General features: G+C 60.6%; 7 protein-coding genes and 1 pseudogene. 5 read left to right on the forward strand and 3 right to left on the reverse strand.

The genetic code is table 11. The annotated features are described in order from the left end of the window. The first annotated feature begins 381 nt into the window (after positions 1–381). The 5 genes from OXF11_09515 to OXF11_09535 all read left to right on the forward strand — a co-directional run bounded on the left by OXF11_09515 (position 382) and on the right by OXF11_09535 (position 8,541). Positions 382–1,377, forward strand: coding sequence for a hypothetical protein (locus tag OXF11_09515; protein ID MCY4487338.1), 996 nt, complete (start codon positions 382–384; stop codon positions 1,375–1,377). Between the two features lie 894 nt (positions 1,378–2,271). Then, positions 2,272–2,562, forward strand: a complete 291-nt coding sequence (locus tag OXF11_09520) for a type II toxin-antitoxin system RelE/ParE family toxin (GenBank protein ID MCY4487339.1) — start codon at positions 2,272–2,274, stop codon at positions 2,560–2,562. 9 nt (positions 2,563–2,571) lie between these two features. Further along, on the forward strand, positions 2,572–2,919 hold the full coding sequence (locus OXF11_09525) for a HigA family addiction module antitoxin (protein ID MCY4487340.1): 348 nt from the start codon (positions 2,572–2,574) through the stop codon (positions 2,917–2,919). Positions 2,920–3,094: 175 nt separating this feature from the next. Next, on the forward strand, positions 3,095–3,529 hold the full coding sequence (locus OXF11_09530; GenBank protein ID MCY4487341.1) for a hypothetical protein: 435 nt from the start codon (positions 3,095–3,097) through the stop codon (positions 3,527–3,529). Positions 3,530–4,278: 749 nt separating this feature from the next. Further along, the gene (locus OXF11_09535; protein MCY4487342.1) at positions 4,279–8,541 is read left to right on the forward strand and encodes a hypothetical protein; all 4,263 of its coding nucleotides are present in this window, start codon (positions 4,279–4,281) and stop codon (positions 8,539–8,541) included. Positions 8,542–9,257: 716 nt separating this feature from the next. Here the strand turns inward: OXF11_09535 and OXF11_09540 are convergent. From OXF11_09540 to OXF11_09550, 3 genes and pseudogenes are all read right to left on the reverse strand, one after another. After that, on the reverse strand, positions 9,258–11,588 hold the full coding sequence (locus OXF11_09540) for an ATP-binding protein (protein ID MCY4487343.1): 2,331 nt from the start codon (positions 11,586–11,588) through the stop codon (positions 9,258–9,260). Beyond that, a complete protein-coding gene (locus tag OXF11_09545) occupies positions 11,585–13,063 on the reverse strand; it encodes a metallophosphoesterase (protein ID MCY4487344.1) in 1,479 nt (492 codons plus the stop codon). Before OXF11_09545 ends, OXF11_09540 begins: the two co-directional genes overlap by 4 nt. A gap of 382 nt (positions 13,064–13,445) precedes the next feature. Next, positions 13,446–13,631 (reverse strand): annotated as a pseudogene (locus OXF11_09550) (type II toxin-antitoxin system HicA family toxin). Positions 13,632–13,827 lie beyond the last annotated feature (196 nt).

The following is a 13,827-nucleotide window of genomic DNA, read 5'->3' on the forward strand; positions in this document are numbered from 1 at the left end:
CATGGGTGTGTTGACGGTAACGAGGTGAGATGGCCGGGATACCCCGGTGGAGGCTACCGCGAAGGGAATCGGGATTCTGTGCGTTGGCGCCGGTTCACAGGGAGGCGCGTCCTGAGGATGAAGCATGCGATTCGGTGAAATGCAAAGAGTAGGGAGATTCTCGGGTGTCTGGGAAAACCCCGGGTGCTGGCGGGTATGCTGGGAGCCGAGTTCAAGGCCAAGCCGGGTGGGTCACAACTGGTCGGTTTTCGGTAGTGTCGACGCCCTTGTAGAAGCCGCACCCGTGAGCAGAGAAAGTTGTTGTCTTGTCCGAGGGAAGATAGTGTCTGAGACGTACCTATGAAGGGTTACAGGCCCATTCGAAACAACAAGGAGGTAGAGATGACGTACTGGGGGTTCCGAATTGACGTCAACTGTACTGACTATCCAGCATTTTATGAGAGAGAGCTGAAGGGCGGCTTTCTCAGGCAAGGTTGGGGGTCCCGTCCGAACCAGAATCTGAAGCGCCTGGATTCGGAGAATCCTCCGAGAGAACAGGTGGCCAATCTTCGGATGTACAACCATGTGAAACGCGACGACATCGTACTGATCCCTCGCCTGCCACATTGGGACTTGGTGACGATTGTACGGGCGACCGCGGATTGGGATGAGAGTTACGTTTTTGAGATCGACCCGGATTTGCAGGACTACGGCCACAAGTTTCCCGCAGAAGAAATTGCGCGGTTTGGTCGGCAAAACCAGCGTGTTCGTGGCGATTTGAGACGTACTCTCAGGTGTCGTGGGCGTTTCTGGGATATGAGCGACTGCGCCGAGTCTGTGGAGCAGTTGCTACATAGTTCGCCGGAGCAGCTGACCACCACGTATGGTTGGGAGGACCGGTTCGAGGGACCTGTGTCCGCGGTGATGAAATCACTGAACGAGCGTATTGGACAAGGAGTTCACGAAGCGCTGTTGGAAGAGTTCGAGGGCTCCGACTGGGAACACGCGCTAGTTGTAGGGCTCAAGGCGCTGTTCCCAAACTATGGAGTTGAGAGAACCGGCGGGGTCGGCGAAGAGAAGCACGGTACCGATATACTGATCACCATACCGGGACCGCTGGGTACTGGACCGTATGGCATCGCCATACAAGTCAAGGATTGGCGGGAAACGGCCTCCAATGTTGGCGATGCGGTTGCTCAGGTGAGAAGGGCAGACGAAGGCTGGAGGATCTCTCGACCGGAACTTCGGATCATCGACAAGATCGTCGTAGTGACAGGAGCAAATATTCCGGCGGACATTCAGGCAGAAGAGGATGGCGTGACGATCCTCACCCCACAGGAGCTCAGGCAACTGCTGCGCCGGATGGCTGTAGCTATGGCCGCAGCGATGGATGAGTGATGGATGAGTGATGGATGAGGAGGCTCCTGTATGAGGTACGAACGAGCCGGCGACGTCGTGTGCCTCGCCTTTAAGGAAGCCACAGCGGGTTGGCCGGCGAAGATATCCAGGAGGAGTTCTCCGTGAACAGCCGCGCGGCGGAGCGAATGCGTAATGCCTTAGAGGAAAACCCTCGGACCATTGGAGACGGTGGGCAAGGACAACGGCCACCAACGACTTCGCTGGCGGCTTGGTTCACCCGCCCTGCACCCTTCATGCAAGTGTCGCCCGAGGAGTTGGCTGACCTCGAAGCCGCAACGGGGAGTCTGGACCGGGGTCGGGTTCGCGGAACGTGGTCGGAAGCTCCACGACCTCGCAGTCAAGTTGAGGGCAGTATCACACCGCCACCGCGGAGAGTTCGATGCCGCCTTGGGGAGGCTTATGGAGGCGGAAGGTCTCGCCATGCGTGCAGTGCCGCGAGAGAACCTTTAAAGGGCTTTGCTGGCGCTGGAGCGGGATGCCATTACGAGCCGCCAAAAGCTTGAGCTCGGCTACCTCTCCCGGGGAGCGCGGCGGCGGAACCGCCGGCGCGTGCGACCGTACGGCGTGCTGTACGGCAACCGCGCGTTCCTGGTTGGACCGAAACGGATCGGGGAAGGGACGCCATGCTCTGGCGGCTGGCGAACCGTGACCTAGGCAGGTCCAGGATTCGGCCCTCTCGGCCCGAAAAGCGAGCGTGGCGGAGTTTGGCGGAATCGACCCCATTGCACCTGATGCCCATGGACCGGCGAAAGCAGGGCGCTACGGCTGTCTGGGGTGAAACCTGACCAAGGGAGCGGCCGGAGGGTCGCTGCGTAACGAGCACCGTGAAAAGTGTCCCTTGACACTATACGGCCATACCGGCTAACATCGGGAATGAAGATCAGGAACGTGGTCCACAGGGGGCTGCGTCGGCTCATCGAGGACGATGATGCCGTCGGGGTGCAGCCCGCATTTGCCCCGAAGCTCCGGCGCATCGTTTCTTTCCTCCAGGACATGGAACGGGAGGAAGAGTTGCGGACGGTGCCGGGTTGGAGGGCACACAGGCTGAGCGGGGATCGCAGGGGCATCTGGAGTCTGGCCGTTACCGCGAACTGGCGGCTCACGTTCTGGATCGACCGCGACGGGATGGAGATCGTCGACCTCAACTACGAGGATTATCACTGAGAGGTAGACATGAAACCGGTACACGGCGTCCGAATGAAGAGTCCTGTCCATCCCGGCGAGTTCGTGAAATGCGAGATCATTGAGGCTCTCGATCTCACGGTGACTGGGGCGGCGAAAGTGCTTGGCGTCACGCGAGCGGCGCTGTCGGCCGTTCTGAACGAGCGAGCGCGCTTGTCGCCGGAGATGGCGTTGCGAATTGAAAAGGCATTCGGCGTTTCGATGGACACCCTCATGCGTATGCAGAACAGTTACGATATCGCCAAGACCCGCAGGCGGGCGGGCGAGATTGAGGTTGCACAATTCGAGAGAAAGTCGCGCGGCAACAAGCCTCGTGTGGTCGTCCATACCGAAAGGTGAGGGTTGCCTCTGACGCAAGATCTGTAGGCGCCCGCGACACTGTGGAGACGGATGAGAATGGCGAAAGAGTCCGAGACAAGGTGCGGGGGAAATACCGTCCCTCTCGGCCCCGCCCGGGATATGGTTCTCCCATCCGACTATGCTTTCTGTGGGTCTACGCCGGTGGGACGCTGCCATGCGCAAAGTAACTAAGGACGTCCCAGTCGCCCTGATCGACCTCGATCCTGAAAACCCGCGCATTCGTGCCGCAATCGAGCGGCAAGGGATTGAAGATCCCTCCGAGGATCAGCTTTCGTTCTACCTCTCCGCCGCCGTGAACAGCGTTGGCAGCGGGGGCCATGGGTATCGACGCCTCCGAGAGTCCATCAAGGCAGCGGGGCGTGCTTACCAACGAGTGTCACTTATTCGACTGGACGCTCCGTCACTGGCGGGACGAGAGTATCTGTGCCTCGACGGAAACACCCGTGTCGCAATCTACCGCGAACTGGCGGACCAAAGTGTTCCCGGTGATTGGACAACGATCAACGCCGAAATCATCGAGAAAAGTTTGATGACGTGGCGTTCAAGGCGGCTGGGCGCTCCGTTGAACTCCGCCCCAAGCCCAGCGTAGTGCTCCTTCAGTATCCCGACGATCTGCGCTTCGCTGTACCGGCTCTTGCGCATCGGTCCCCTCCTCTTCGGTCAAAGGCTAACCTCTGAGTGAAGACATTCAAGGGGGACAGGTCAGCGCAGCGTACGCGGCAGCGCATCTTGGCGGTCATGAAGGCGGCGATCGCTGCTGGCCAAACGCTGGACAACCCCGCGGGGCACGCCGTGACGGCCGCGCTTCCGAAGGGCGGGTAGAAGCAGCGGCACCAGCGTGCATTGCCACATTGGACGGTGGGGTCTGGACCGTGCCCGCTGAGCGGATGAAGGCTGCTCAAGAGCATCGGGTACCGCTTAGCACTGGTGCCGGCGTCATCGTAGCCGAGGCCCAGCGAAACCGGGAGAACGACTTGGTGTTCCCGTCGGCTACGGGTGACGCATGAGCGATAGCACACTCTCGAAGCTACTTCGTGACCTTGGAATCAACGCCGTACCGCACGGCTTCCGGTCGAGCTTCCGCGATTGGTGCGGAGAAAGCGGGCAGCCCCGCGAGCTTGCGGAGGCAGCCCTCGCGCATACGATCTGGGACAAGGCGGAGGCCGCCTACGCGAGGACGGATCTGCTGGAACGGCGCGGGGAGTTGATGGAGGCTTGCGACTGGCAAGCTGGACCGACTCCAGATTTGGTATGGGTCTTTGACCGGGATAGACGGCGCACTTTGGATTGTGGACGCATGACAGCTGACGGCGGATGACAGGCGCTAGGAGCAGCGGCATGGAGAACGAGGCAGTGAAGGATAAGGGCCAGATTGAAGGCATGGCTGATGAGATGGGTGGTCGGGTTCAAGCTGGTGTAGGAGCACGTGGCAACCCGGGATTCGTCGGATACGAGTACCAGATAGACGTGACTGTGTGGCTGGCGCTAGATCTCTTGCTCGGGAAGGCCGTGACGCAGGAGATCGTTGTTGAGCCGCCTAGCAATGAGGACATCGAGGCGGCGGTGAGCGACCCGGGGCGTGCGATGTTGGACTTGGGTTGGCGCGACGAAGCACGGCATCTGGTCATTCAGGTCAAGAGGCGGACAGGTGCGCCGTGGTCGCAGAGTGACTTCGAGCTGGTTGTGGGCGGGCCTAAGAAAGTGAGCCAGGAGGCTGGTCGCACATGGCCAGTGGATTTGCTGGTGTCCGAAGGTCAGGCATTGTTTGTGTTGGTTACGAACGAGGCGTTGTCGGCCAAGTTGCGAGAGTTTGAGATCGGCGGGGTACTCGAACGAGGTAGAGGAACGAAGCTGCCTGGTAAGGCTGGTGGGCATCTCAAGGAAGGGGTGGCGGCAGAGATTGCCAGCCGGATGGGTATCCTCGCGGGAGTCACTGACGAGGCGTTGGAAGGGAGGATCCGCGATCTGCTGCACGGATGCGGGCATGTGCCAGCCGTTCAGAAGGCGCCATGCGTGGAAGCCCTGCGAAGAGAGGTACACCGGCGGATGGTGGGCGAGTTCGAGGGTACGTGGTGTCGGGATGAGTTGATCGATGTGCTCAGACGGTTTGGCGGGGCCGTCTCACCAAGGCGGGAGATGGACCACTACGTGGCTCCACGCTCACTCGAACAGATCCAGAGGACGTTCGACGGTCGCAATGCGGTCGTGATAGCGGGGCCGTCAGGCAATGGGAAGACGCTGACCGCCGACATTCTTGAGCGCACAGTTATTGAAGCGGACGGGCGATTCCAGATTATTGGCGCAGAATACGGGCCGGGGCACGTGCGTCAGCACCTTGCCGACTCCGCTCCGGTTCTGTTTCATCTCCGGGATCCGTGGGGGTCAAACCGGTTGATCCCCGGTGCGGATTGTTGGGGGACGGGCCTGCCCGGTCTCCTGAGCAAGGCCGGACCGGAGAAGCGCTTCATTGTCACGACGAGGTCGGACGTCCTGCGCAGTGCTGGCCCGGGTTTGGTGGAAGAGCTGGCACCCTACACGGTGGCAATAGAGCTTCAGGACTATGGGCCGGAACGGTTGGCGCGAATCTACGACGGATTCGCCGGCGACCTGTCCGGCTACGCTCGGCAAGTGGCCCGGAGCCACCGGAAAACCGCGCTTGACGAATTGAGCCGGCCGTACGAGATAGACCGGTTCATTGCGGCCGTGAAATTGGAGGATAGGGAGAAGCCGCGTCGAGCGGCGGAGATAGTGGCGGACTCCCAGATCAATGCGATCTCGCGCGTCATTGCCAGACAGTTGCAGCCGTGGGGAAAGGATGGTGCGGCGAGCGCGGTGATCGTTTGGGCGGTGATCAGTGCCCGAGGGGCAGTTCCATGGCGAGTCGTCGACGATCTGGTTCGGGCAATTCGGCGCATTGACGGTTCGGTGCGCCCAGACGTGTCTGGGCTGGTCGAGTTCTTGGAGGAAGGTCGCAATTTGCGACGGGAAGGCACCGTGCTGTACCTGCATCATCCGCGTGTGGAGGAGGGTCTGCGGCTGGCTTCCATGGCGCATCGCAGTGAGGCCGAGCACGTGCTCTCGTTGGTGTTACGTGCTCTTGTGGCGTTCGATGAGGATACTCAGGATTGGGGCGTGGAAACTGCGCTCTCCGTTCTGGTTGCAGCTTCGAGGCTGGAGGGGATGGACCCTGAGCTGGATGCTACAACGCAGGGCCGGGTGGACGCGCATTTGACGGTCAAAGCAACGAAGACCGGCGGTAGAGGGGACTTCGAGCGGGCGTTCCGGGAACTAGCGGAATTCGGTGGGGCCTCGCATATGCCGAGTCAACTCGCTCGGATGCTGACGGTCGATGGTACTTCGCACGAGGGGGGATGGTCCGGACAATTGTGGCATCGACCGGATGTATCAAGCGAGCACCTCGATGAGTTGGCGCGCCATCCTGAGAATGCAGGGCTATTGGGAAGGTTCGTGCGTGAATGGCTCCCGTTCTCGAGGGTGGACTACGAGAAGGGGCTGACCGCGTTGGTTGAGCGGTTGGCGCCCGGAAGTCAAGAGGCGTTTTGGGATGCTCTGGATACGGTCGCGGGACCGGGCGGGCCAGCGGAGAACATCGAGACGATCGTCGTCGGCGCGTGCGCAGGGGAGGCGCCAGACTTCGACCGCGCGATTGATCGATTTGTGCGGTCGGAAGCGGAGGCGCGAGCGTGGTTGGAGGGGGACTTCGCGGACGAGTTGAGAGCCGCTGAAGAGCATGAGGTCGACGCGGTGGTCGCCGATCACGTAATTGAGGAGCCCGACGAGCAGTTCCACAACGCGGAAGCGGGTCTGGAGGCGGTCGTGAGGCTGCGGTCCGCCGGAAGGGGATTGGAGTGGGCGGTTGGCTACTCCGACGTGCAGCCGGTGATCTCTGCCGTGGCGGAGTTGCTCAAACGGGGGGCGCTTGAGCCGCGCGCGGGGGAAATGGGCAGTCTTTTGGGGGTGGCGACGGGTTGGAGTCGCGCGAAAGTGTGGCGCGCGGCGATGGAGCACTGGGATGATGGTCTGCTGAACGAGCTTTCGTCGTACCTCGCCAAAGAAGGTCTCGAGGGGGGATGGCGCGAGGCATTGGTGGAAGTTGCTGTGTCTCAGATCAGCAGTGGCGAGACGTTGAGCGACTTTCTGGCCCAAGCGGTGCAAGATGCGGTGGCGGGGCGGCAGTTGGAGTTGGTGTACGACATTGCTACAGCTCGAGTCGTGGCTCTCGCAGAACCACGGACCGATCTACGGAAGTTGGCGGAGCGGGTTTGTGGACGTTTCGAGGAAGAGTTGGGTGAGTTAGGACGAGCGCTGACGGCAGTAGTGAGCGGTGAGGCGATTCAAGCGGTAGCGGCTCGGTTTGCGCGTGATTGCGCAGAGCGACTCAAGGCCATTCTCGAAGTAGCGCCGCTGGATGTGGTCGGAGGGCTTATTGGATTAGCCGCTGCAATCGGCTTGGACATCGTGCCGCCGGCTCGGCGACTACTCCGGAGCGGCCAGGCGGAGCATGGCGTGCATGCGGTACAAGGGCTTGCTATGGCCGGCGGGACGGCTGGCGCAACAATGCGTGAAGCTGTTGGTCATGGGCGCTACGTTGTCCGAGTTGCGGCATTGAAGGAGGTGATGTCGTTGGACGTGACGCAAGACCGGTCGTTGGTTGTGGCGGCGGCAAGGGATCGGAGCGCGGACGTTCGTCTAGAGGTGGCACAGGCCATGCGAGAGCGAACGTGGCCCGAAGCGGTGGATGCGCTTGTGGATTTGCTTCTGGACGAACGCGACTTTGCCATCGATTACGGAACCGGGGCCTGGTCGAGGTTCAGTGTTGCTAGAGCAGCCGCGCATGCGTTGGGTGAGTACGACGAGCTGCCGCAACATGCCGTGGAGGGGCTTGTGGCCACGGTGCGCAGGCGTTCGAAAGACCCATTTGTGGCGTGTGCGGCGGTGTCGGCTCTTGCTGGTCGCGACGGCTGGGGCGCTCCCGAGGCGGTTTCGTGGTCTTTGGAGACAGCAGGCATGGCGGATGCGCCCCGTCACCGACCGTTGGCTCAAGCGGCCGCGTGGGCGGCATTCGACGGCGTTGTGGCTGGCAAGGCGATGGACTTCGGTCCCGTGCAAATGGCGACGGCGCGAGAAGACGCAGCCGCGATTGCAGGCCCGCTATTGATGGCAATTGGCATGCAAGGGGGAGCGGCACGGACGAGTTTGTTGGCGGACCTTGGTGACGTGACTGAAGATGGGCGTGCTGCGTTGGTTAGAGTGGCGGCCGTAGTGGCGCAGAAGACCGATGGACTGGTACTTGAGGCCCATGAGAAAACGCTAGTAGAACTTCGCAAAGTAGAGACATCCGCGCAGCTGGGGGAAGCGGAGCGGGAAGAAGCGGAATCGTGGAGTTTGGGGCTTGACGCCGAAGATGAGTTTGAACGGTTTATGCGGTGGCTCATTTGCGGGGTGTCTGATCTGCCAATGGCGGGCGAGGTTGCGGACGTGCGAGCAGTGGATGTTCCAAAACGGATTCCAGTAATGACGATGCGGTCGCTGACACCCTACAGAGAGCGGATACCGCCTGGGTCGGACGATGGGCTGTGAGGCTTGGCTGAGCTTCGTACTGGGGCGAGGCGGCTATCGAAATCCGGAGCAATTCGTGGCTGACATTGACAGTGTGACGCCAGCGTCAGCACAAAATGGAACGCGGCGGAGCCGACGGTTGCCGACCACAGGTCGCGGGAGACACATGGCCTCGGAATAAGGCTCCTTACTCTTTCCGCCGCTTCGACAAGGTGCGCATCAGCAAGGTGGACGTAGCCGTCCGTGGTCCGGTGTCGGCGATGTCCGACGGCCGACTAGCGGCATGGCTTCGCCCGACAGGATGGTCTGGCTGGCACTGCTCCCGGCGTCGATCCGTCGCGCGATTTGCACGGCCAACTGTGGTGTGGGCATCGGCTCTTACCATCCCACGCTGGTCCCAATGGCAAGATGCTGAGGAACGCTATCGGGAGGCAACGGTTCTAAACCGAAACAGTACTGAGATCCGTACCTATCAAGAGCCGAAGTCCTGATGTGCCGCAAAGGACAGGCCGCGTTTAGCTACCAGCATGATCGGACCCTTCCTTCTCGAGGCGCCACTGGTCCGACTTTGGATCCCTGTGTAGTGTGTATTTGTCGGTGGTCGGCAGTATTGTCCTTGCTGTAAGCGGTCGTGGATTCGTTGAGGATTGTGGCATATGACGTGCTCCCCTTGATTGTCCTCTGACTTGAGAGGTTGGTGTTAGCCCAGAGCGGAGGGGAACATGCCCAAGGGGAATTCAGTAGCCGACACCGGATCCAACCGATAGTAGGTCGTCCCTAACCAGGAACCGCTTGCGCTCCCCTTCCTGTGGCAAAAAGCAGGACTGGATGTCGGGGGGAATCGGGATGTAGACTTGGTTGGCGACGAAGATGGTGCAAGTAGGGAAGCGCCCGCCACCGGGTTCGTCGGAAATCAATGTGCGCGATTCGAGGTCGTAGTAGAGCCCGTATTCCTCGGAACGGTGGGCGAAGATGAACAACACTCTCTGGCCCCCCCACACGATTGATGTGGTGTGCGGCTGAAGGAAGAACTCCGCCTTGTCCTCTTTCGCCTTGTGGCCCAGCGCCAGGAAGCACCTGTATCCGGTCAGCGCGGGCTCGGCGAGCGGAATTGTCAGCAGCTTCGCGCTGCAGGACACGTCCGAACGGATGATCGCCGGAAGCGCTTCGAGTGACAGCATTTCGTCCTGGGTGTCGCTTTTGAGCGCTTCCTGATTGGCCGCCACGTCGGGCAGCACGTCTCCCATGCTCGCTGCCGACGCAAAGTCCAGCACCTGAACGTCGTTACGGGAGATGGCCATCGCCCGCTTTATCGCCTCCGCGACGGCGACCCGGTCGTTCCGAACGTCGTCCCAGAATGTTAGGTCTGGGAACTCCTGAATATCGTCCCTCTCGTACTCGATTGCTTCTCGCCTGCGACGGATCATCTGCAGAAACGCTTGGGTCCCTTGAGTCTGGCTGTTCGGGACGTAACGGGAAATGCGTTGGAAAATCACGCCCCGTACGAAGTCGATGACCATGGCCCCAAACGCTGAATACTCGTTCTCGTACAGTCCGACGATCACCTCGATGGCGCTCAGGTCACGCTCGATGGTGACCACTACGCTCCCGTCGTGCTTCTCTGCGAACACTGGAATCCGGTGGCTGATGTGGCCGAACCGTACCTCCGATGACAAAAGGTAGTCCTTTTCGAGAATCGACTGGATCCGGAACAGGATCGCGTATTCCGAGCGGCTGTACTCCGAGCCGGGCAAGACCTCCGTAACTTGTGGCTCGTCCGAAATCTCGGAGATATGGCCGCTGCAGAACCGCTCAATGTACTCGCGCTCGCACCGGCGTCGCGGATCGTAGCGGGCAATCAGAAGCAGTGGTGACTCATCGCTGGACAACTGGTCGACCAAGCCACGGTCCGTTCCGGCATAGCTACGATAGTGCCTTTCCGTGTCCGCTCGGATGACGCCTAGTTCGAGACGTTCGTCGGTATCCGTACCGATCCGGAGCAGCTCGCACAACTCGTACCTCGAATTGCTCACGACCCACCTCATGAACGCTGAGCTGGAGTCGCACTCCGGCCTCCCTGATAACAGTCGCGACACGATTTCATCCACGTCCGCGAGCATCGACTGAATTAGCTGCATGCTCGTCGATGTCAGCGCCTCGCGCCCGGCCGTGGGGTAAAGCTCCATCAAATCCACAACGCCGCCGAACTGGTAGGCCGTCGCCGCGCCCACCGTCGCCAAGCCAAATCCGTTCCTGTAGGTACGCAGGCCGGGTGTGTCGCTTCGCAGTGTCATCGAGCCGTGCATTTCTTGGTCCGACCACGTCATGCGGTCCAGCCGTACCCACACGTCGCCGTTCTGGGCGACCGCCAGATCCACGTGCGCGCCAAGTCGGCCCGCGGTCTCGTAGCTCTGTCCACGCCAGGACACTGGCGGAAGGGGTACGATTTCTTCGTCCCTGTGGCCGCTCTCCTGGTTTCCGTTCACGTACACGGGAACCTTTAGAAGCGACACGAAGTCCGATATGTAGCGACGGGCTTCGTCGAGATCGAACTGCCCGTCCGCCGGGAGGAACGCCGTTACGGTGGTGCCCGGTTCGCCAGTGGAAGGCAAAGGCACGAGATCAATGCACTCCTGGTTGATTGACAGGTTCTCCTTGGCCACGCTGCTCCGCGACCGTTCGCCGGTTGCCGAACTCTCCGTTTCCACCTCCAAACGCTCCGCAACGCCGAAGTTTGCCATCGCCCCAATGCCGAACGTCCCTACGACTCCAGCTTTCCTCGCCTCCTCGGTGTTTTTCCCGCTGTTTCCCGCGTACCAATAGTTGGCCTCCAGTTCGTCCGCTGTCATCCCGTTGCCGTTGTCGCTCACGGTTACGGTGTTGGTGCCTATGCGAACGTCGATCCTCGGAGAGAAGCTATCGTCGCCGCGCCTCCTCATCAGAATCGCGTCGAATGCATTCTGCACGTTTTCGCGGAGAAGCGAGAGCGGCGACTGGTAGATGTCTCGCGCAAACAACTCGATCACGCGGTCGCTCTTGACTTGGAGCTGCATTTTCCTCGAGTTCATTGTCGTCTCCCGCTCATAACCCCGAGGCGTTCGACTCGTTCCCGTAGCTCCCGTCGAACATGCTCCGCCAAGGGCGGTCCATCAGACCGCCGCAGATGTGCGAGCGCGTCTTCAATCCTGCCCAACCGAGTCAACGCTTCAACCAACTGGATACGTTCGTCACCAGTTTCGGGGTTCGACAGCACGACCGCCAGTTCGTTCCATCGCTCGGACTGCTCCGCTGCCTGGATCAGCAACCTTCGGCCGTACGGTTCGTCCGTACAGTCGACGCGCGATAGGACATCAAACGCTTCTGTCGAGCGGCCAGCCCGGAGGTGCGACTCGGCCTCGAGAATCAGCTCGCTACGGCGTGTGCGGTCGGTGTCGACCTGTACTCCGTCCGTTGCCTTGGTCGACGAAAGTCGCATCCTAACGAGTCCGTTTGCGAATCCCATCACCCCTGCACTAGGTGCGAAATGGTTTCCCCGCGTCATTTCCCGCACGTGCACCCTCGCTTCTGAATAGTCGTCTGACACGATGACAACGTTGTACTGGCGATTGACTCCTCGAGGAAGGTCCCTCCCTCCTGCGCACAGCGAGCCAGCGGACACCACTGCCATCTTCCGTTCACCTGGAAGATGCACGTAGTGCGAGCCGACCTCCGCGAAGTGCTGATGGCCATGGAGACCGAGTTGAAAACCATGGCCTATGAGCTCATACACCGAATGGATGGAGAGATAGTCCGAGCGATATGATGGCTCGCTGTGCAGTCCGTGATGCCATACTGCGATACGGAGGTTGTAGTATCCCCCTTCGTCATGTACTTGCAGTGCGGCGCTTGCTACCGCAGCAGGGTCGAAGGACGCCTGATGCGAGAAACAGTCGTTTCCATGCAGCGATTCGAACGCCGCCACCAGAATTCGTCCTTCATCCAGCTCGAAAAGGTTGTATCCTGTGTCTCTCCGGATCGGGAACTTGAGCTTGACACCTGAATAGAACCCCTCTACGAAGTCCCAATAATTGTCCAGCCTTCGCGCGTAGGCATCGGGGTTCGAGATTTCGTAGAGCTTCCGTTCGCGCCAGCTCCATCTCAACGGGGAGTTAGGGAGTTCCAGCTGACCGATAAGGTTCGTCGGTACCTCTTTCTCCGCCACTGGCGTCATTCCACTGAACGCCGTGTTCCAGCAGCAGTCGTGATTTCCTGGCACCAGGACTACACGCGAGTGGTCGCCGGCAAAAAACCGCTCGGTCAGTCGAGCTAGGAAATCCCGGGCTACCGCGTACTGTTTTTTCAGGGCGTCGCTGTAGCCCGACTGCCCGAGTTGCACTCCTTCGACGATGTCACCACTCACGATCATCGCATCCGGTTGGCGGATCGCTGGGGTCTCGATCGGAAAACGATTCCGATCGGCCAGCAGCGAAGCGATGAGCGTGTCGTTTGAAATCGGCTCGGGCTCCGACCTGTGCAAGTCCGACAGTTGCAGGATGGAGAACATGTGGCGTCAAGGTTGATCTAGTTGCCGTTCAGCCTGAGGATCGCTATGTGCTTTGCGGAACGGTCGGGTATCGGGTGGCTGGGGTCCACATCGGGCGCCATATCCGAGATGAAATCGTGTAGTGCCGGGCTTCATGCTAACCCTTCGCGATGAGATGGCGCAATGGCTCGGGCGCCAAACAGCGAGGTGCCCGCGACGCGGATTTTCGCCTGGGTCTTGGGCCATCCCGCAGGTCAAGAGTCTCTATTGACGGTGAGGGCCGCCGACGTTGAGTCTGTAGCGCGCGGCAGCGATGTACACAATTCCGAATGCCGCTGGCGAAGGAGCTCAGCGGGCCAATGACGTCAAACCCGGCGGCGCTAATCGGTCCGGTGGCTGCGGTTCACGCACTGTCGAACTCCTGACGCGTGATGCCGAGGTCTGTCAGGATGGCTCTGACGGTTCCCGTTTTCAGCTCATGGCTGCCCCAGTTGGGGATGGTCGTCCTGCGGCCGTTCGACGATCGAATCCAGATCTCGTGGTCGCCGCGGGCTCGTCGATCCAGGTTGCATCCGAGTCGGCGCAGCTTGCGCGTGAGTTCGCCGTAACCTCAAACTGCAACCATGACCTCACCGAGGCCCTCGTGCTGCTGAGCGTCAACGATGGCTGCTTCAACCTTTTCCGGGAGCGGCTCGCCACGGTCCCGGTAGGACTCGATGAAAGCCGTGGCAACGCCCTGAAGGCTCTCCAGCGCCTGCGCACGGGTGTCTCCCCAGGCGCGACAG

It is taken from the genome of Deltaproteobacteria bacterium (genome assembly GCA_026712905.1).
In the GTDB taxonomy this organism is placed as follows: Bacteria; Desulfobacterota; Binatia; order UBA9968; family JAJDTQ01; genus JAJDTQ01.